Source organism: Mesorhizobium sp. M0217, from assembly GCF_040321955.1.
Taxonomy (GTDB): Bacteria; Pseudomonadota; Alphaproteobacteria; order Rhizobiales; family Rhizobiaceae; genus Mesorhizobium.
On sequence record NZ_JAMYSN010000050.1, the window covers coordinates 1 to 19,432 of the forward strand.

The window sequence follows — 19,432 nt, forward strand, 5'->3', positions numbered from 1 at the left end:
GCGATTCCGCCGAAACTTTGCTCGACAGGGGCCTCGATGAGGCCAAGCAGGTCGCCGCCGACGCCTATGAGACCATCAAGCAGGAAGCTGGCCGGGAACATATGGAAGCAGACACGATGGCCGATCAGATCGGCGAGATCGTGAAGTCCACAGCAGACAAGACCGAGCATGCCTTGCGCGAACGAATTTCCGATACGTCTCAGCGCCAAACCTAGCTTGATGATCCTGGATCAACGATAGCCGGCCTCTCCAGAAAGCGTGATAATGGTCGCGCTGATCGCTGCGCGTGGAGCTCGATCATGCCCTTCAAAGCACGTGGAAGATGGGCGGACGGGGACTTGATTCCTGACCACCTTGCAACCTGTCAGATTTTCCGACTGGCCAGCAATCTTGTCAGCCAGTCAGGATCCATTTCGGGAACAGAGGACAAAAGCCGTTCGGTGTAAGCGGCATGCGGAGGTGTGAGAACCACGCTCTTCAATCCCTGCTCGACGACTTTGCCGCCGTGCATGACGACAATCTCGTCTGCTATCGCGCGCACCGTGGCAATGTCATGGGTAATGAAGATGTAGCTCATCCCGAGTTCACGCTGTAGGCGCATCAGAAGCTTGAGGATCTCCTCCTGCACAATTTGGTCGAGCGCGGATGTGATCTCGTCGCAGATGATAAGCTCCGGTTCGGCAGCCAATGCCCGCGCAATGCAGACGCGTTGTTTTTGGCCACCTGATAGCTCGCCAGGTAGACGTTCCAGAAAATCCTCGCTCATCTCGACCATGTGCATAAGTTCGCTTATCCGGCGATCTCTCTGCGCGCCTTTGAGGCCGAGGTAGAATTCGAGTGGCCGATCTAGGACTTCTTCGACCGTTTGGCGGGGATTAAGGGCGTTGTCGGGCATTTGATAAATCATCTGGACGCGACGCAGAACCTCCTTGGGCCGCGCCTTCAGGCTCTTGGAAAGGAGTTGGCCTGCGAAAGAAATCGAACCCGAACTTGGCGGCAAGAGTCCGGTAACGACTCGAGCGAGCGTCGATTTCCCAGAACCGGATTCGCCGACCACAGCGACTGTTCTTCCGCGCGGAACCTTGATGGAGACATCCTGGAGCACCTTGACCCCTCCGGCATAAGCCGCGGTGACGTTGTCTATCGTCAAGAGATAGTCATCGGCTGGAACTTCGGGCTTGGCGAGCTTGCGGACTGCCCAGAGCGTCCTCGTATATTCCTGGCTGGGCGAGGCCAGCATCTGGCGTGTGTCAGCCACCTCCACGGTAACTCCGTGTCGCAGAACCATGATGCGATCCGCCATTTGCGCCACCACCGCCAGATCATGCGTTACGTAGATTGCAGCAGTACTGAATTCCTCAACGATGTTGCGAATGGAGGCAAGGACTTCAACCTGCGTGGTCACATCGAGCGCCGTTGTTGGTTCGTCGAATATTATGAGGTCCGGTCGACAAGCCATTGCCATCGCTGTCATGGCCCGTTGCAACTGCCCGCCTGAGACCTGATGAGGATAGCGAAAGCCTATGCTCTCGGGTTCTGGGAGCTGAAGACGTCGATAAAGATCCACGGCGCTCCGGTTCGCCTCTTCCCGGCTGACGATTCCATGCGCCACCGCGGTTTCGACGGTTTGTTCCAAAAGTCGATGTGCCGGATTGAAGGAGGCCGCCGCGCTTTGCGCGACATAGGCAATGCGGGAGCCCCGGAGACGACGGCGCCCCTTTTCATTGACTGCCAGGAGATCAATCCCGTCGAACAGAACCGAGCCCTGTGTGATCCGGCAGCCCGGTTTGGCATAGCCCATTGCGGCAAGGCCAATGGTGGACTTGCCGGCGCCTGACTCGCCGATTAGGCCAAGAACCTCCCCCCGCTTCAGCGTAAGATCGATCCCGCGGACGATGGGATGCCACTGTTCGTCCGAGGATCCCTCCACATGCAGATTGCGGATTTGCAGTAGATCCTTTCCTTTTTCGCGTGAGCCTGGACCGCTACTTTTCATCCCGCAACCCGCTTGTTGCGTGCAGGAACCAGTCCACAACGAAGTTTACGGATACGGTAAGAAGAGCTATCGCGCCGGCCGGAAGCAGCGGCGTGACATCGCCGTAAGTGATCAGGGTTGCGTTCTCGCGCACCATTGATCCCCAATCGGCCGTCGGCGGCTGAATACCGACTCCGAGGAACGACAGCGCCGCGACTGTCAGGAACACGAAGCAGAATCGCAAGCCGAACTCGGCGACCAGTGGAGGCATAACATTGGGAAGAATTTCCTTGGCGATGATCCATCTCGGTCCCTCGCCGCGCAATCGCGCCACCTCGACATATTCCATTACGGCCACGTTAAGCCCAACGGCGCGAGAAAGCCGAAAGACACGGGTGGAATCGAGAAGCGCAATGATAACAATCAGGCTGGTGATCGACGAGCCGAAGATCGACAGAAGCACCAGCGCAAAGATCAGACTCGGGATCGACATCAGCACGTCCACCGCACGCGACAAGATCTGGTCGAGCCACCCCCTATACAATGCGGCAAGGAGGCCGAGCGACACGCCTACCGCGAAGGAGAGCAATGTAGTCGCGACCGCGATAGCGATGGTGTTGCGCGCACCGTAGATCAAGCGAGTGAGCATGTCGCGGCCGAGCTGGTCGGTTCCCAATTTGAATTCCTGGCTCCACGGCGCGAAGGCTTCGCTGAAGACCTGCGTCTCGCCATATGGGGCTATCCAGTGCGCGAAGACCGCAACAAGGACGTAGCCAACGATCACCACGATGCCGAACCATGCACTGAGCGGTGCCTTCTTCAGCGCTGTTTTCGCCCGGCTGGCACGCGAGCGCCTCAGCCTCTGAACCGCCGCGATAGATTGGGATCTGCTCATCGCGGGTGCAAGAGCCTGGGGTTGGTGGCAATGGAAATAATGTCGGCCAGCAGGTTGAGAAGGATATAGGTCGCGGCGAAAATGAGGGCACAGGCCTGGACAACCGGAACATCCCTGGATTTTACCGCATCAACCATCAGCTGGCCGATCCCGGGATAGACGTACACGACCTCGACCACGACCACTCCGACGATGAGATATGCCATATTGAAGGCTACCACAGTGACGATGGGAGCCCAGGCATTGGGCAGGGCATGCCTCAGCACGATCACCATCGGGGACATTCCCTTGAGGCGCGCCATATCGATGTAGGGGCTTGCCAGCATGTTGATGATGGCTGCTCGGGTCATGCGCATCATGTGGGCCACGATTACAAGCGTAAGGGTGATTGCCGGCAGCGCCACTTTCCAGAGGTGCTCCCGAAATGGCGTCTGATCGTTCACATTCGACAATGTCGGAAATTTGGGAAACGCATTGAGCGCCCAGTTCAGTGAGATACTGAGCCAATGGGGCAGGGATTGAGCGAAATCGGATCCGATGAACGTGTCGCGCGAGATCACAAGGTAGGCGAGCATATAGGCGACGAAAAACTCCGGGAACGAAATGGTTGTGAGCGTCACTGCATTCACCAGCCGGTCGAACCAGCCGTTGCGATACAGCGCGGCGAGAATGCCAAGCCCGAGCGCCAGCGGAACCGCTATCAGCGCGGTCACCGCTGCAAGGAACATCGTATTGTAGAGGCGCGGAGCGATGATCTCGGCCACGGTTCGCCGATATCCGGTGCGGCTCGCAAACGAAGAGCCGAAATCGCCATGGAGCATTTGCGCGACCCAAACGAAGTAGCGCTCGACAGGCGGACGATCGATGCCGATTTCCCGCTGAAAGGCGGCGACCGTTTCGGGCGTCGCCGACTGCCCGAGCGTGGCCTTGGCGAAGTCGCCCGGAAGCATCGCGATCGCAGAGAAGATGATGATGGACACGATGAACAACGTGACAAGGCCGAGGCCAAGTCGCTGCAGAACCGTTCTTGCGACGGGGTTCATGTGAGTGGCGTTTCCTTTGGGCGGCAAACCCTGCACTCGGAGCAGCCGACCGGAGCCTCACAACCATCGCGGCTCCGGCCCGCCATCTCATGCCGTGGCGATCCACCAGCGTTCGGCCATTTTCAGTCCATCGTTCTCCCAGTTGGGCGCCACTTCGCCATGTGCGAGCTTTTTGGATTGGGCGCTGACGAAATTGTTGAAGACCAACACGATGCTGCCGCCATCGTCGTGAGTTAGTTGCTGCATCTCGGCGTACATCGCCGCTCGCTTGGCCTCGTCCGTCTCGGCCCGCGCCTTAACAAGCAATTCGTTGAAATGGGGATTTTTCCAGAACGACTCATTCCAGCTGGAGTCGGCGGCGAAGGCTTGCGTGAACATCCAGTCGGCAGTGGCCCGACCGCTCCAATAGGAAGCGCACCAGGGTTTCTTGAGCCAGACATTGTCCCAATAAGCGTCCTCGGCCTCGCGCACGACATTGACGTCGATGCCGCACTGGGCTGCCGTCTCGCGAATAAGCGAAGCCGCATCCACCGCGCCTGCAAAAGCGGCATCGGCGACCGAGAGATCCACCTTCAGGTTCTCCATTCCGGCCTTTTTCAGATAGTGTTTGGCTTTTTCAGGATCAAAACTGTGTTGCGGCTGCGGATTCGTAGCGAATTTGATCGCTGGCGCGATCGGGTTGTCGTTGGCGACAGTGGCGTGGCCGAGAAAGATCTTGTCGACAATCTCCTGACGGTTGATCGCCGATTTCAAAGCCATTCGGACGTCTGGATTGTCGAACGGCGCCACCGTGACATTCATCGGCAAGGTATAATGGCCATAGCCGGTGACCTCGACGATCTCCACCTTGGGATTGCGTTTCAACATGCCGAGGGTCTTGAGGTCGGCGCGGCCGATATAGTCCACCTCCCCTGTCGATAGCGCGGCCATCCGAGCGGCGAGATCGGTGATTGCGATGAACTCCACCTCGTCGAGATAGGGTTTGCCGTTTTTGAAGTAGTTCGGATTGCGCTTGAGTTTTGCCGAAACTCCGGGCTGGAAATTCTCAAGCACGAAAGCACCGGTGCGAACGCCCGACCCCCAATCCGCTTTGCCGTCCTTGGCCGGCATGATGACAAGATGGTAGTCACTCATAATGTAGGGGAAGTCGGCGTTGCCGCTCGTGAGCGTGAAGACCACCGTTTCCGGGCCATCCGCCTTGATGCTTGCGACGGGCTCCAGCAGCGGCTTCGCCGCCGATTTGGTTTCCTCGCCCATATGATAGCGCAGCGAAGCCACGACGTCGTCCGCGGTCACATTCTTGCCGTTGTGGAAAGTTGCGCCCTTGCGAAGCTTGAAGGTCCAGGTTTTGGCCCCATCCGACGATTCAAAGCTCTCGGCCAGGTCCGGTTGGACGTTGCCTTTCGCGTCGACCTCGGTGAGGCTGTTGGACATCGAGCCCGAGAACGCGGTTTGTGTGAACGTATCGGGGTAGCCGGCCGGATCGATTGAATCCGTCGTCGCGCCGTGAGCCATGCCGAGCTTGGCGAAGCCGCCGTGCATCGGTTCGGCACGCGCCGTGGCGACGAAGAGCGTGTCGGCGGCGGCGACGGTCAGCCCCGCAGCCAGCCCAAGATGAATGAAGTCGCGGCGGGAGACTTTGCCGCCACCGATCAGGCTTTGCGCGATACCAAGCTTGTATTCAGATTCTGACATTTGACTCTCCCATTGCGGAGTTCTCCGCGTTATTTTCTTCAAGCACCTGCGAACAAATCTGCTAGTTGGTTTCGGCCATCTTTCTTCGAATTTTTCCATCCCAATCGGCTTTTGGGCCAATCAGGCCGTCACATAGATGCTGCCGGCTTCGACGGTGACTGGAAATGTGCGAGCGCGAATGGACGGATCGACCAAGGCTTCACCTGACTTGATGTCGAATTCCCAGCCATGCCAGGCGCATCGGACGATCTCGTTGTCGCGATGATAGATGAATTGCGCTTGTTCAACTGGCGCGGTTGTCCCGCATTGCGGTCCCTCGCAAAGTGGAGCGCCGCGGTGCGGACAGACATTCAGCAGCGCGTGGAATGAATTTCCGATGCGGAAAATCCCGACCGAAAGGCTGCGGATCTTGGCGATAAACGGAGATCCTGTTTCGATCTCGTCGACGCGGCAGATATATGTTTTCTCGGGCATCGTATGCTTCCTCAGGCGGCATTCGCGGCTTGCGCACGGGGGATGCGTTTGTAGACTTCCAGCGCGTTCAGTCCCATGATCTTGCTTTTCCACGCAGGAGGGATTTGCAGCGTGTTGGCATCGTCGTAATCCCAGTGCGGATAGTCCGACGCAAACATCAGCGTGTTTTCCCCGTCCATCGCTTCGAGCGTGGACCAGAGATGTTGGATGTTTGCAGGCTGCTCCAGCGGCTGCGTGGAAAAGCGGATGTTGCGCCGGCAATATTCCGAGGGCAGCATCTTCAGCCATGGCGTCTCTTTGCGCAGCGCTTTGTAGTCGGCATCCAGGCGCCACAGGACCGACGGAACCCAGGCGACACCGCACTCGATGATCACGAAGTAGAGGTCCGGCCACTTCTCGAAGACGCCATGGGCGATCATGCTTGCCACGTGCGACATCGCGGACATGTGCAAAATGGCATGCGTTTCCCAGAAGAATGTCGTGGGCGCAGGCGCAATGGCAGTTGAATTCACGCCGCCATGCCCGCCCAGATGTATGGCGAACGGCAACCCTACTTCAGCGCAAGCTTCGTAGATCGGATGGTAGAACGGGTCTCCATACGGCTTGACGGACCCTTGGGAAGCGAGAACCTGGACCATACGCGGATAACTGCCCAGACGGCGTATCTCGGCGGCAGCGAGCTTCGGATCCTGTGGTGCGATGATGATCGAACCCATGAAACGATCGTCTTTCGGCAGCCATTGGTTGATCTGATAGTCATTGTAGGCGCTGACCAGGGCGCTGGCATAGTAAGGATTGGCGAGGGTCGACGCCTCGATCGGCTCATCGCCGGTGAGGATCGCCACGTCGACTTTGTACTTGTCGAGGTGCTTCTCTTTCATGATGAGATAATTGTCGGCTTCCGTCTTCGGACGGACGTCCTTGCGGGAGAAGTCCTGCGGATGAAACCAGGGGCGATGGCCATGCGGAAATGCGCCGACTGGACCTGTTTTCTCGCCCTCGGTGAACATGTCTTTCCACAAGCCGGAAAGGTATGGCGTCAACACGGTGGCGCTTGACCAGTAATTGTGACAGTCGCAATCAACTATGAACACTTTGTTCCGCTCCGTGGCCCGTCCCGGCGGTGCGCCGGCCGATGATCTGGTGCAGCTTCCCCCTTGAGTATTGTTTGATCAAGCTTATGGTAGGCAGGAACATGATCGAATTTTTCGATCGGGATTTCCATGCAGCTTGATCACATCGAAACCTTTCTCGACATCATCGAATCGAGAAATTTCAATCGCACCGCAGATCGGTTGGGCTTAACCCAATCGACAATCAGCACCCGCATCAAGAACCTGGAGAGCGCAATCGGATCTGAACTGTTCCAACGCGGACGCGCCGGGGCAGAGCCGACTGCCGCAGGGCGCCGGTTCGAAGCCTACGCAAGATCTCTGGTATCCACTTGGTCGCAGGCTCGCCACGATGTCCGGGCCTTCAACCGTTTCGAAGGCACCTTGCGCGTTGCCGCCCAAGTGGGCATGACCCGCTCAGTCCTGCCCGGGTGGGTCGAAACCCTGTGCCAAGCACTTCCGAAGTCCTCAATCCATGTCGAGTCGGATTATTCGAACCAGATGGTCAGCGACCTCAGCATGGGAAACCTGGATATCGCGGTGCTTTATGCCCCCCGCTACTTGCCTGAGATCGCATACGAGCACCTGATGGTCGAGGAATATTTAATGGTTTCGACTGCCGCCAGAAACCTGTCGGACGTCGATCCCGACACCTACATCCGCCCAGGCTACACCGTCGTGCTGGAGAAAACGCACGCAGAGATGCTGGCTCAATTGGCGATCTGCCGACTTTCGACCGGATCGGAAGCTCTGGCGGAGATCATGCTCCGGCGAACGGGCGGCACTTGCTACATGCGCAGCGATGATGCGCGCAGGTTTACCGGTGAGATTCCATCGTTCCTGGTCGAAGGAGCGCCGACCTTGCACCAGCCAGTCCATACGGCGATACTGGCACGCCGCAAACACGAACCGATCATTCGCAAAGGCATCCGTGCTCTCCATCTCGCTGTTATGTCGCTGGAGGTTTAATCGATATTCCCGATCATAACGCTGGGATAATATTGCTGTTCAGCGGGGTAAGAACTGGCATGTTCGCTCGACCTAACGCCGAGCCGCACGATGAATGCATACGCCTCCATCCAAGCCTCAGATGTCGTGCCCACCATGCGTCAGCGGCGATGGGCACAAAAGACGCGAGATATAGTGCTCTGCCGTCGCGTGATAGACGAGACGCACGATGTGAAAACATTTGTTCTCACATCTGCCGCTGGTCGGATGTTCTGCTTCAGCGCGGGCCAGTATGTTCTCGTGCACCTCAGGATCAACGGCGCCACAATAACGCGCGCCTACTCGGTATCGTCACCGCCGACGCGACCGCTTGATCTTCAGATCACCGTGAAGCGAACGCAGGGCGGGCTCACTTCCAACTGGATCCATGACCATTTGACGCCGGGCAGCGAGATCGAGATCGAAGGGCCGCTCGGTTCGTTCAATCTGGATAAATTGCCGTCGGAGAAACCTGTTTTCCTTTCGGGCGGGAGCGGCGTGACTCCGACCATGTCAATGCTGCGTGCGCTTACAGACCGCGCAGACGACAGGGAGATCCGCTTCATTCACAGCGCGAAAACCCCAGGCGACATCATCTTCCGAGCGGAACTGGAAGCACTTGCCGCTCGCTTTCCCAATGTTCAAGTGACTTTGGTTTGCGGCCAGGGAGGTCCCGCTTGGACGGGTTCAACCGGCCGAATTGATGGTCGGATGCTGCTGAGCCTGGTTCCCGATCTTCACAAGCGCACTGTTTTTGCCTGTGGGCCCGAAGGGTACATGAAGACGGCACGCGCCTGCCTTGATGCAATAGGCTTCCCGCCGGCGCAGTATCACGAGGAGAGTTTCGGAGGCAGCAATGGTTCTCGGTCGGAATTGGGCTTGGCGATTTCGTCTTCGGTCCGTTTTGTCCGCTCGGGTGTGGAGCATCGCTGCGCGCCCGGAGAGACCCTGCTGGACGCGGCGCGGAACTGTGGCATCTACATCCCAACCGCCTGCCAGCAGGGCGTTTGCGGAACGTGCCGAATAGCCAAACTATCCGGCGAGGTTACCATGGACGATTTAGGCGGACTGAATGCTAAAGAGAAATCTGCCGGCTATGTCCTGGCATGTTGCAGCCGCCCGCGAGGGACGGTTTTGCTCGACGCTTAGCTCGGCGTTGTTGACTGTTGGAACATTCCGTCGGCGCACGCATCGGCGTCAGGGTCTAACCCAACGGCTCGACGCTCGAAGCTGTCAGTCCGTTATCGGCCCCCAAATGAGACGTTGGAAGCATTGAGGGCAGGGGACAGTTCGTGGCGCAAACGAGATAGCAGCTCCGAGTAGTCATCGCTGTTCGCGAAACGGTCGATTTCTGGACATCGCAATGTCGGGTATGGACTAACGCGCTATCTCGGCTCGAGGACCAATTCAGGTACGCGCCTGACATTAGGTATTGAGCATAGATCCGTGCGTCCCGGAAAGCGGACGCGGCACGATCCGGGTTAGGCGAGTAAGATACGCTCGATGACGGCGGCGCGCGCGGAACCGTCGCAACCAAGGATGAAGCTGTTGCTGGAGCCGAGCGGGCATTCACGCGGCCATTGCCGGAGCAGATCGGCGCTAGGACGGCCCAGCAGACCTTGTCGCGGGGGGACACTTTGCCGCTGGCGGGCCGCTGGGCTCGACCGGTGAGACTCAGCGCCGTCCGGCAAACAATATGCGCAGGACTGCCAATGCCAACAAATCGTACAAACGGAGGAAGGAAGCGATCTAACCAGCTATCGCCATTTCCGATGCGAACGCCTAAGCCTTTTATGAGACCTAAGCGCAGCTTGCAGGCCGCAGCATGGTCCCAATTTGGGACGAATAGTTTGGCACCCATATTGCACCCACATCTTTCGCCGGCTGATCCCCGGTCGTGATCGCGTACTCTGATCAGGTGTAAGGCTCGCCGGGCTCGAGGTAGTTGGGGTCTTCGCCCGGCGAGTTGTCTACCAATGCGCAGTCACAGCCACACGGTGACGCCATACTCCGAAATGCCGCAAGCATTCCGCGGTTGTGCATCGCCGGACCAAGGTCCGATCGGTATGGGACTTCAGTCGCGCAAAAGGCCGATACGGTCTGCGACTCCGAATTTTTTGCTAGATTTCAGAGGGTTACAAAGCGCTTCGCAGTCGTCAGTCGCTCATTGCAACAAGCATTTATCTAAAGTTCATTCAGTCGAATTAGGAAACTTTTATAAGCCGCTCTATAACGAATCGGCGAGGTGGCTATTCGCCTGAGGAGGTACCATGACATCCCGAAAAACCCTTTTGGCAGCGCTTGCCGCGCTTGCGCTAGTGACCGCTCCTGCTTTCGCTGGCGCGGGTGGAAACGGTGGTGGTCACGGCAATGGCGGTGGTCACGGCAATGGCGGTGGTCACGGTAATGGCGGTGGTCAGGGCAACGGTGGCGGCAAGTCCGGCAACAGCGCTTCGCACGGCAAGTCGGCATCGGCTCACGCCGGAAAGAAGGCCTCGGGCGAAGACCAGGTCGCCGTCGACGACATTGAGGTCGCCGCGACGCCTAAGGACAAGAACATTCACGCCAAGCTTGGCCGGCTGAACTCGCTGCAGCGCAACATCAACGCATATATGAACTCCAAGAGCAAGAAATTCGCCGGCATTCAGGCTTATGTGACAGCGTCGGCGGCCGCCAAGGGCGCCCAAGCCGCGGTGGATGCCGCCCAAGCCGAAGTCGACGCGTTGAACGCCAAATTGAACGACCCGAATACTCCGGCCGACCAAGTCCCGACCCAGGAGCAGATCGATGCAGCGCAGGCGGCGCTCGATGCCGCCAATATAGCGGCGGCCGATGCTGCTGCCGCCGTCCCATCGCTGGATGACGCGCTCGCCGATATGGCCAACAAGCCGGTCGACGCCAAGGTCACCGAATGGGCCAACGGCGTGCTTGCCGAGAAGATCGACGAGATGGCTGCCAAGCAGACTCCCGGGGCAACGCCGTAAGGCGGTCACAGCCGAGCGATCCTAGCCGAACGTCCAAGCCGCCGGGTCACACCCCCGGCGGCAGGGCGACGACGAGCTTGCCACCTTATTCTCCTCTTTGAGGGCGACCCTAAACAAGCGGAGTCGCTACCGACGCGGAGGAACAAAAGTGCCGAAATACCGTGTTGAGGAGATCGCAGCCGATGCCGTGACGGCCACCCACACCGTCAACGCGAAAACTCCGATCAGGGCGGCGCGCGAAGCGGCGGAAGGCGACGTCATTCTACGCCCGGCCACATCTTCGAATACAGCTCAGCCTGTAGGGCGGTCCATACCCGGCTGGCCGCGGCTCACGCTGGTTTCTTGAAACGCACCATGCCGTCGACCTCGATGAGTTCGACTATTGACCCGGACCAGGGTTCTCTCGGTCTGGTTTTGAGCGAGGGGGGAAGCAATACGATTTCCTGGACGTGCCGCTTCAGGCGTTTGTCGCGTTCAAATCTGCCTTCACCAAGGGCCGCTATTCAACAATCACATCCGCAACCAACTATGCATTCCGGCTTGCCCAAGAAAAGGCTGCAGGCTCCTTGGACGATTAAGGGAGGTGCTTTCAGAAAAAGGGCCCGCGCTGATCGAAGGGCGCGGGCCGGTCCGTTGCCGCCGGTCGGCAGCGGGAGGCATCCATTCCGGCCGGTGCAAACCGGCCCCTCCCGCCACAATTAGCAACCTTCGGCAGTCGTTTTCATCTGTCCAGGGGCTGCGGACTTGGCACTGGTGTCATCCTGTTGACCAGGAGCGGCCTGCTTGGCACTGCCACTCTGCTGGCCCGGCGCACAGTCCTTCGCTGAGTTCGAATTGATCGACTTCGTTGTGGTCGAATCCGTGTTGTTATCTGTCGTCGGCATCGTTGTGGTAGTGGAGGAGCCACTCGACGTCGTCCCTGTTGTCCCTGTCGTCCCCGCCAACGCAAGCCCGCTGGAAAGAGCCATCATGGCAGTGGCAAAAAGAAGCCGTTTCATTCTTCATCTCCTAATGGCAAGTAATGTCCCTTCCATTCGATAACGGGGGATGCGAAGGATCGGTTCCAACGCGACCTTGTCTTGACCGGCAGCTTTGGGGCGGCCGTTAGCGGACTGGCAGCCTTCACGCGGCGGATCTTCGGTAGCTGACATTCCGGCTAGCGCGGACATCGCCTTCCCATGGGCAGAAATTAGTCTCCTGGGGCCCGCCCACGTTTCTCTCAAGCCTCCGATTTCATGGCCGACAGGTTATCACGATGTGTCTGAAGGTGCAGAAGCTGATCGTGCCCCTTGGTTGTGCAGCCCTTCAGCCGTGGGCCAACCTCCCAACACCCTTGAAAAGGACTTGAAGTCGTCCCGCACCGGAGCGAACGTCTTCGCATGATCGGGATAACACGGCGGTCACGAGACACCTGACGAGTTGAAGGAATGGGAGCGACGCTCCCTGGAAGGCGACTTCTCGCAAATGCCGCGTCCCTTCCGTTGGCGTCAGTCAGCGCGCTTTGCGCATTTCATGAATGGCTATAAGGAGGCGGGCGGTTTGATCAATTCGCTCGTCTGCACCGCAGAATTGCCAGAGATGTCCTGGACGGCCGTTCGCCGTGGTACGGAAGCGCGCGGGACTTTATGGCTCTGGCTGAGGGCGTCCTTGACGGCCTGTGCGAAGACAACGCGAGGATGGAGGGCATCAATACAGCACCCGCGTTCCGCGACGCCTTCATGTCCAAACGCTGCCTGATCCCTGCCGACGGCATCTCGCCGTGAGGAAGAAATGACGCTGAGGACGCCAACTGTCGTCGGGTCCGCTGGCCGCGCTTATGGGTCACGCCGCAGGCGTTGCAATCCCTTCTAAAGCGATGATCCTGGTGTTAGCGGAACGTTTGCGGATCTCGATCAGCCGGGCGTATTCCGGCGAATTATACCAGCCCATCAATGACGCCATGTCGGGGAATTCGACAATGACCAGTCGGTGTGGATCCCAATCACCTTCCAAAACCTTGGTGGCGCCACCGCGGCCCAGGTACCGCCCACCGTACCGCTCTTCGGTAGCGGGAACGTCCCGCCGATATTCCTCGAACAAAGCAGCGTCTTTTACGTCTACATCCGCTATCAGATAGGCAGCCATCTGTGTTTCCTCCTTAGACCTAGCTCGCCCTCCTCGGCTTCGGCGTCGTCGGTCCGCACCCTAACGACGATCTCCGTGGCGACATCCAGCGCCAGCGCGCTTTTCGATGATTGTTGGCGCTGCCACGGCTTTCCTTCTTTCGCATGGTTCGCAAAGATTAGCATGATCGCATGCTCTCGTGTCTGGCGGTCTCCCTCAAAGCGTCATCGAGCGCCCTTCAGATGAGACACCGCCGTCTCGACAGGTAGGCTCGGCAGGGTTCGGTATTTCTTCGGTTCTTTTCAACCAAAGCTTGTCGAAAAGCGCGAGTGAAAATAGGAAATATGCAACCTGAAAGATGATAAAAATCAGCAAGGTCCATGCAAGGGACTTCCAGAACGAATCGGTTGCTAGGTAAATCTAGGTCGCTACCACGGTCGACGTGGCAAACATCCCAATCAGCAATCCCGGAAAAAACATCATGTTCAATGCCGCCCCATAGCTGGACCGACCGGTCTCACGTCTACTCCCCAGAAGAACGTAAGATTTCACTAAATTAGTAATTGCGCAAGCACCAATGGCCAGAACCAAACCTTCCGAACAGCTTTCCCGGGCTGAAATCGAGCGCTTCCTGGCGGCAGCCGAAGCGCTGCACAAGAGCATATTCGGGTCGCTGTGCGTACCACAGCGAGCATGCCAAGCTCTGTGAGGTCCATCGACCCCTTTTGAAGGCGATCGAGAACATCACCGGCCACAAGGCGCAGTTCATCCAAAGGAACGGGACAGGGCCGTCTCAGCCGCGCGGGAGCCGTCTGGCTAGCCGCCGGTCAAGTCCTATAAGCTCGGATGCGAAGCTTCGCTTCTCTTCCCGCAGGGTATTGCGATGCATTTTAAGCGCTTGAGTTTGCCGACGGTCTTCTCGAAGCGTACACTTTGATACCTGGGGTGGCGAAGCCCGCCAGCCGAACGGTTGCCCTCCGCTCGCAGCCAACCGGCTCCGTGGCTCGGTGAATGGCTAGCACTGTCGCAGCAGTCCTCCGAACGCAGCCCGCCATGGCGGTGGCCGGCTTAGCAGTCTGATGCCCCCTCGCGGGCGAGATTGTCCACGTCGAGCGGATTGCTGACCAGTTTCAGCGCGCCGTCCGGGTTGCGCGGCCATTCCGCTTCCGGGCGATCCCAATAGAGTTCTACCCGTTGCCGGGGATCGCGCACATAGATCGCCTCCGAGCCGCCATGGTCATTCGCGCCGGTGAGCGTCACCCCTGCTGCTCGCAGGCGGCGCAGCGCAGCCGCCAACGCCGCCCGTGTCGGATAGAGAAAGGCGACATGGTGTAGGCCCGTCGTGCCAATCGGGGGCGCGGCGCCGCCGCGGCTTTTCCAGTTAGTGAGCGCCAGATGATGGTGATATCCGCCCGCCGCGAGAAAGGCAGCCTCCTCGCTTAGCGACATGGTGACGCCGAACCCGAGGGCACCGCAATAAAAGGCTAGCGATCGCTCGATGTCGGCCACGTTGAGATGGACGTGACCGACCCGAACGCGCGGGTTGATGGCATATTTTTCGACGACGCTGGCGGCGTCATTGGGATTGATCGATTGATCGTTCATGGCCTCCGCTCCCCTGCTGGCGATTTCCACAAGCGAAATCATCGCGCAAATGCATTGCCCGGAAAATATGAGATGACTGGAATGAGCATCCCGTTTTCTGCATAATCCGGGAATGCGCATCGACGAGATATGTTCGGCTGACGGCGTCAGTGGATATCGCGCAGACGCTTCTACCGCCTGTTATTGCAGCGTTCCGTAAGGCTTATCCGGCGGTTGCCTTTGATCTCGTCGTCACCGACCGCGTTGCCGATCTCGTCGCCGACGGCATCGACCTCGCCGTGCGCGTCGGCCCGTTGCGCGATTCCAGCCTGATCTCACGCGCTTTCGTGACGGGTCCTTCAGGACTGTTTGCTTCCCAGGCCTACCTCGACCGCCGGGGCACGTCTCACTGGAGCAACTCGAACATCACGATCTCATCGCCCTCAGCAAGGCATGGGCGCGACCGCTGCCGATGCTGGCGGGCGACCGGAAGATCGGTGTTGACCTGACAGGGGGCCTCGCCTGCGATGATCTGCTAACGGTGAGGGCGCTCGTGGCGATGGGATTGGGCATCAGCTTTCTTCCAGGCTATCTCGCCCACGGTAGGGGCAAAAGGGCATAGGCGATAAGATAGGTATTGCCCTGCGGAATCCGGTGGGATTCTAACTGGGATGACACATGAATTGCTTGCAGACGACGGTTGGGCCGAGACGATTGAGCTTCTCGGCGGCGAAGATTTGCTTACGCGGAGCGCCCGCGAGACGAAGGCGTTCCTGCGTCCGCAGGGCGTTCAATCGGCGCCCGATTGTTGCGCCTGACGCGCGGCGGCTTCTCGACCAAAATCCATCTGAAGACACCTAACGCGTTCATTTGGACAGCGACGCATTACTTGGCCCGCCGGCTCACGCTGGCGGGCTTTTTTGCGTCAGTCGGGAACAACCTCGCTCTGAGGCTGTTCGGTCACACCCGGCTCGTTCTTCAGCGATTCCTGCCGGTGACCAAGATGTCCTCTCCACTCGTCATGGTCGGCCCGCGCAGCCTCGGAAGCAGGCGCGGGCCTCATTCGCCGTCATTGCTGTGTTCTCGGTGCGCAACCGCTTCTTTGAATGCGCGTGCTGCTGCATCGCAAGCGACACGTGAGGAGCCGTTCACGGACAGGATGATTTCGGCTGCCTTCACGGTCAAACCGTGTTTTTCGGCGAACTCTGCGGCTGTGTATGCGAGTTTTGTTTTTTCGCTACTCCGCATTTCTGACTCCATAGATCTCTTGCGCCTCGTGCAAGCTCTGTCGGGCCTGTTGCAGTGATCGATGCAAGTTCGCCAGCAATTCGTCGGCGTCGGCCGTCGGACTGCCTTCGTGATCCAGTAAGCCGACGATAATATCCTGCTTGGAAACGATGCTCTCGTTGTGAACGAGTTGGCCCATAAAATACATGAGCCGGCTCTGTGCCGGTGTGGGCATGGGCCTTCTCCCTGGTCGGGCGAAAGCCTGATGATCGCTCCCAAGCGCCTCGTGCCTGTTTGTTTTTGATTTTTCGAGGCGACCGCAGCAGTGTGCGCTCGTTAGCAGGCCATGGCAACCGGCCAGGCAATTGCAGCATCCACGCTGCGCACGCCCGCCCTGACCGCGCGTGCCGGCCCCTGGCGTCGCTCGGCCGCTACTTCAGTGTTTCCGGTTGACAATCGTGGTCGGCGCACCGCATTTTCGCATTGAGGGACAAACGTGGGGAACCCTGCATGAAGAAGCCTTATCAGAAGCCGGAACTAGAGAAGCGCGAGAAGCTCTCGGCCGTAACGGCTGTGTGCACGCCATCAACCTGCACCGATGAGTGAGAACCTTTAGGCCCAAGGCGCTTTGCCGAAATTCGCTAGAGAGGGACTTCAGTGAAGAAAGAATACAGCAAGCCAGTACTGACCAAACGTGGGCGTCTCAGCGCAGTGACGGCGCAATTGGCACCCAGTGTTGAACCCAGAGGAGCCTAGGCAAACCCCTGCAACAAAGCCAGTTGGCTTCGGCGGCGGGCTTTTCCGCTTCCAGGCGCCGAAACTTGTCTTCGCGTGCCTGTCACAACGAGCCATGCGGTTTCCGTGCTCGGTCTCCGCACTTCAGGGTCGCTGAACCCTGCCTCTCGCAAGGCAGCAATGACCTCATCCGGCTCGCGAGGTGTAAAAATATCGGCCGGCATGTTCATCCGGTCCATATGTGCCTTCGGGAGGAAGCCAAGCACGACGCGACCGCCTGGTTTGAGGACGCGATGGAGCTCTGCGGATCCAGCTCTAAGGCTTTGCCAGAAGTACACTGTGTGGACGCTGAGAGCCTTGTCGAATGTGCTATCCGGCAAGGGCAAGTCCTCGACTAGCCCGGTTCGGAACTCGGCTCGTCCGACGCGCACTGCATCGGCGAACCGGTGGGAGGCAGCGTTCACGACATCCTGCGAGCGGTCAACACCGCAAACGAATGCTGCCTCACGGATAAGTTGCGGCAGTAAAACTGCGCCGCCGAAACCGACCTCCACGGCACGATCTACCGGGACCAGGTGCACTTGATCGAGAGCGTAGCCGTTGAGCCGGGCATTGCCCCGGTTCATTCCGGCCCGGACCAGCCAGCCGCCGGTTCGGTCGGCCAGGACAGTGGTTTCGCTATAAATCGTGGCGCCATCCGATCCCACCCATATTCGGGTCATCTAGCCACCATGCGCCTAGAAGCGGCCGCCCCGCAAACGCTGCTTCGATAGCGATGACCAGTTGGGTTGTGCTGCGCTCTTAGGCGTCGCATTCCAGCGGCTGGTGGTCCGGTTGCTCGTGCCACATCACCTGGCGGAAGTCGCGACGGTCTACCTTTTGCGCGCAAATGGGGCGCGCATAGAAATGCTCTTCCCAGTCAGGTCATGTGGCTTGCCGGGGATGGGCGGTCCGAGGTTGGCTATTCTGGCCGTGCCCGACCGAACCCGTCGTAGCGGCAAAACTTCTGCAAGGCGTGCCCGTTGTCCGATCGCCCGCTCGCATTTTTTGTACCATATATTCGCGGCTTCCATTAGCATCCCCTCATGGCAACTCTGCGGTACGGCGTAAGGCGGGAACCGGATGGGACGTGGACGGTGTTCGACGTGTTCACCGGGCTGCCGGCTATTGTAGCGGGCCACCCATCTGTCGACCTTCCCGACATGGAGTATGCCGAAGAGCTGGCGGCCATCCTGAATGCCAACGACCTGAAGCAGAGGCTATCTCAAGGGAGGTTCCCCGGAGGGTTCGCCTGACTGAAGTGGCATTAGCCCCCGTTGTATGCCCATCCAGGATGGTTCGTCCGATCCGAGCAAGCATTTGTTATTGATCTACCGACTACGACGGTCTTAAATCGACTTGCCATTGCGTTTCGTAGGGAGGATGTGATGAGCAACGTGGTGTCAATTCGCAAGGCCACGCCTCGCGTGGAAGTGGTCGGAGCCAGTGGCGAATGGGTCGTCCGCATCATAGAGACCGACCAGGAAATTACACGCTCATTCGGCCTGGAATCGTTTGCGCTGTCCTTCGCTGAAGGCCAGCGGATACGGCTACATCTCGACAAGGTTGTGCGGCTTCAGGACCCTCCTGCGGCTAGGTAACCTCAGTACCTGGACGGTGTTGGACGATTCCATGGCTGGTGAGATGCTTGCGGTGTGACGTCTCTCGTCCGCCGGACGCAAGGGCGGCGGGCACCTTTTGAATTGACAAGGCGCGGGCTGATTGACAACCTTTGGCTGTAAATGCGCTTTGCCTCAAATTTCCACTGGAGGGACTGCATGAAGAAAGAATACAGCAAGCCAGTACTGACCAAACGTGGGCGTCTGAGCGCAGTGACTGCGCAATTGGCACCCAGTGTTGAACCGCGATCCACATCCTAAGCAAACCACGGCCCTGCAACAAAAGCCCGCTGGCTTCGGTCGGCGGGTTTTGTTCTGACGCGTGGTAGGAACCGGCGATGAGGCTGTTCCTCGTCGCACTCGTTGTTTTGTCTTTGATGGCCGTCGGCTTCTGGCTGGCGGCCCAGTTGTTCCTGCCTCACTGATCGAGCTCCAGCGGCTCATGATCTGGTTGCTCGTGCCACATGACCTGGCGGAAGTCGCGCTTGTCGACCTGCTGGCCGCAGATCGGGCATGGGTGAAATCGATCGTGCCCGTCCTGCGGTTGGTGTGGCTTGCCGGGCTTAGGCGGTCCAAGGTCGGCTATTCTGGTCATGCTCGAACGAACACGATTTCGCGGCAAAAGTTCCTTCAGTTGCTCTTCTCAGTTGGTGAAAGACATCGCACCAAAAGCGATAGTCATCTGGTCGACCGTCGAAATGAGCCTCCAAAGCGCACTGCGCCACGGCGGTCGCCGCTTCCAACCCGTAGAGATCGACCGCAGATTGAGCGGCCTGATCTCGGTACATGCGAGGCGAGGAGGAATTGCAGCGCACCTATTTCGTCTGGCAGGTCGGACTTCATCGAATCGGAATGGGTTTTTTACACATTCGTTTATCTATTCGTGGTTTCTAATACATATGGCATCCAACGCGTTCACCCGGATTTGGTTTGCTTTGAGCCGCCTAAGGCGCGCCACGA

Annotated in this window: 20 protein-coding genes and 3 pseudogenes; 9 read left to right on the forward strand and 14 right to left on the reverse strand. The window is 58.7% G+C overall.

The window, feature by feature from the left end:
• Nucleotides 1-215, forward strand: a pseudogene (locus NKJ18_RS32350) (hypothetical protein); the annotation flags it as partial.
• 149 nt (nt 216-364) lie between these two features.
• On the opposite strand, the gene NKJ18_RS32355 reads toward NKJ18_RS32350, so the two are convergent.
• The 6 genes from NKJ18_RS32355 to NKJ18_RS32380 form a co-directional block, all read right to left on the reverse strand.
• Nucleotides 365-1,996: an ABC transporter ATP-binding protein gene (locus NKJ18_RS32355; protein WP_352713678.1), complete on the reverse strand. Its 1,632-nt coding sequence runs from the start codon at nt 1,994-1,996 to the stop codon at nt 365-367.
• Complete coding sequence (locus NKJ18_RS32360) at nt 1,986-2,870, reverse strand: ABC transporter permease (RefSeq protein ID WP_352713675.1); 885 nt, start codon at nt 2,868-2,870, stop codon at nt 1,986-1,988. The genes NKJ18_RS32355 and NKJ18_RS32360 overlap by 11 nt, the downstream gene beginning before the upstream one ends.
• Complete coding sequence (locus tag NKJ18_RS32365; protein WP_352713672.1) at nt 2,867-3,913, reverse strand: ABC transporter permease; 1,047 nt, start codon at nt 3,911-3,913, stop codon at nt 2,867-2,869. Before NKJ18_RS32365 ends, NKJ18_RS32360 begins: the two co-directional genes overlap by 4 nt.
• An 87-nt stretch (nt 3,914-4,000) precedes the next feature.
• The gene (locus tag NKJ18_RS32370; protein WP_352713669.1) at nt 4,001-5,728 is read right to left on the reverse strand and encodes an ABC transporter substrate-binding protein; all 1,728 of its coding nucleotides are present in this window, start codon (nt 5,726-5,728) and stop codon (nt 4,001-4,003) included.
• Complete coding sequence (locus tag NKJ18_RS32375) at nt 5,729-6,082, reverse strand: Rieske (2Fe-2S) protein (protein ID WP_352676570.1); 354 nt, start codon at nt 6,080-6,082, stop codon at nt 5,729-5,731. It abuts the gene before it with no gap.
• Between the two features lie 11 nt (nt 6,083-6,093).
• The gene (locus tag NKJ18_RS32380) at nt 6,094-7,176 is read right to left on the reverse strand and encodes an amidohydrolase family protein (RefSeq protein WP_031201701.1); all 1,083 of its coding nucleotides are present in this window, start codon (nt 7,174-7,176) and stop codon (nt 6,094-6,096) included.
• Between the two features lie 129 nt (nt 7,177-7,305).
• On the opposite strand from NKJ18_RS32380, the gene NKJ18_RS32385 reads away from it, so the two are divergent.
• The 3 genes from NKJ18_RS32385 to NKJ18_RS32395 all read left to right on the forward strand — a co-directional run bounded on the left by NKJ18_RS32385 (nt 7,306) and on the right by NKJ18_RS32395 (nt 11,165).
• Entirely contained in the window at nt 7,306-8,163 is an 858-nt protein-coding gene (locus NKJ18_RS32385) for a LysR family transcriptional regulator (protein ID WP_023690450.1), read from the forward strand.
• Nucleotides 8,164-8,373: 210 nt separating this feature from the next.
• The gene (locus NKJ18_RS32390) at nt 8,374-9,330 is read left to right on the forward strand and encodes an FAD-binding oxidoreductase (protein WP_198027084.1); all 957 of its coding nucleotides are present in this window, start codon (nt 8,374-8,376) and stop codon (nt 9,328-9,330) included.
• Nucleotides 9,331-10,451: 1,121 nt separating this feature from the next.
• Entirely contained in the window at nt 10,452-11,165 is a 714-nt protein-coding gene (locus NKJ18_RS32395; protein WP_023748225.1) for a hypothetical protein, read from the forward strand.
• 698 nt (nt 11,166-11,863) lie between these two features.
• Here NKJ18_RS32395 and NKJ18_RS32400 read toward each other — a convergent pair.
• Nucleotides 11,864-12,163 carry a hypothetical protein gene (locus tag NKJ18_RS32400; protein ID WP_156932429.1) on the reverse strand — a complete coding sequence of 100 codons (300 nt, stop codon included), beginning with the start codon at nt 12,161-12,163 and terminating at the stop codon, nt 11,864-11,866.
• A 678-nt stretch (nt 12,164-12,841) separates the two neighbouring features.
• Here NKJ18_RS32400 and NKJ18_RS32405 point away from each other — a divergent pair.
• A complete protein-coding gene (locus NKJ18_RS32405; protein WP_348524486.1) occupies nt 12,842-12,928 on the forward strand; it encodes a hypothetical protein in 87 nt (28 codons plus the stop codon).
• 58 nt (nt 12,929-12,986) lie between these two features.
• Here NKJ18_RS32405 and NKJ18_RS32410 read toward each other — a convergent pair whose 3' ends face one another.
• The 3 genes from NKJ18_RS32410 to NKJ18_RS32415 all read right to left on the reverse strand — a co-directional run bounded on the left by NKJ18_RS32410 (nt 12,987) and on the right by NKJ18_RS32415 (nt 14,873).
• Complete coding sequence (locus tag NKJ18_RS32410; protein WP_023670645.1) at nt 12,987-13,289, reverse strand: DUF1330 domain-containing protein; 303 nt, start codon at nt 13,287-13,289, stop codon at nt 12,987-12,989.
• A gap of 195 nt (nt 13,290-13,484) precedes the next feature.
• Nucleotides 13,485-13,688, reverse strand: coding sequence for an exopolysaccharide production repressor protein (locus NKJ18_RS33110; RefSeq protein ID WP_502906197.1), 204 nt, complete (start codon nt 13,686-13,688; stop codon nt 13,485-13,487).
• A gap of 648 nt (nt 13,689-14,336) precedes the next feature.
• A complete protein-coding gene (locus tag NKJ18_RS32415; protein WP_050588805.1) occupies nt 14,337-14,873 on the reverse strand; it encodes a VOC family protein in 537 nt (178 codons plus the stop codon).
• 137 nt (nt 14,874-15,010) lie between these two features.
• On the opposite strand from NKJ18_RS32415, the pseudogene NKJ18_RS33115 reads away from it, so the two are divergent.
• Nucleotides 15,011-15,178, forward strand: a pseudogene (locus tag NKJ18_RS33115) (LysR substrate-binding domain-containing protein); the annotation flags it as partial.
• Between the two features lie 74 nt (nt 15,179-15,252).
• Nucleotides 15,253-15,474: pseudogene (locus tag NKJ18_RS32425) on the forward strand (LysR substrate-binding domain-containing protein); the annotation flags it as partial.
• Between the two features lie 437 nt (nt 15,475-15,911).
• Here NKJ18_RS32425 and NKJ18_RS32430 read toward each other — a convergent pair.
• From NKJ18_RS32430 to NKJ18_RS32440, 3 genes are all read right to left on the reverse strand, one after another.
• On the reverse strand, nt 15,912-16,100 hold the full coding sequence (locus NKJ18_RS32430; protein ID WP_031243249.1) for a hypothetical protein: 189 nt from the start codon (nt 16,098-16,100) through the stop codon (nt 15,912-15,914).
• Nucleotides 16,090-16,314: a hypothetical protein gene (locus tag NKJ18_RS32435; RefSeq protein ID WP_023670653.1), complete on the reverse strand. Its 225-nt coding sequence runs from the start codon at nt 16,312-16,314 to the stop codon at nt 16,090-16,092. The genes NKJ18_RS32430 and NKJ18_RS32435 overlap by 11 nt, the downstream gene beginning before the upstream one ends.
• Before the next feature lie 517 nt (nt 16,315-16,831).
• Nucleotides 16,832-17,536 (reverse strand): class I SAM-dependent methyltransferase, encoded by a 705-nt coding sequence (locus tag NKJ18_RS32440; protein ID WP_352761533.1) that lies wholly within the window; start codon nt 17,534-17,536, stop codon nt 16,832-16,834.
• Nucleotides 17,537-17,950: 414 nt separating this feature from the next.
• Here NKJ18_RS32440 and NKJ18_RS32445 point away from each other — a divergent pair, with 414 nt between their 5' ends.
• Nucleotides 17,951-18,109 (forward strand): hypothetical protein, encoded by a 159-nt coding sequence (locus tag NKJ18_RS32445; RefSeq protein WP_245265714.1) that lies wholly within the window; start codon nt 17,951-17,953, stop codon nt 18,107-18,109.
• A 132-nt stretch (nt 18,110-18,241) separates the two neighbouring features.
• Nucleotides 18,242-18,454 carry a hypothetical protein gene (locus NKJ18_RS32450; protein ID WP_023690461.1) on the forward strand — a complete coding sequence of 71 codons (213 nt, stop codon included), beginning with the start codon at nt 18,242-18,244 and terminating at the stop codon, nt 18,452-18,454.
• A 581-nt stretch (nt 18,455-19,035) separates the two neighbouring features.
• Here the strand turns inward: NKJ18_RS32450 and NKJ18_RS33120 are convergent.
• Nucleotides 19,036-19,260 (reverse strand): Y4oE-related protein, encoded by a 225-nt coding sequence (locus NKJ18_RS33120; protein WP_084013115.1) that lies wholly within the window; start codon nt 19,258-19,260, stop codon nt 19,036-19,038.
• Between the last annotated feature and the right edge of the window lie 172 nt (nt 19,261-19,432).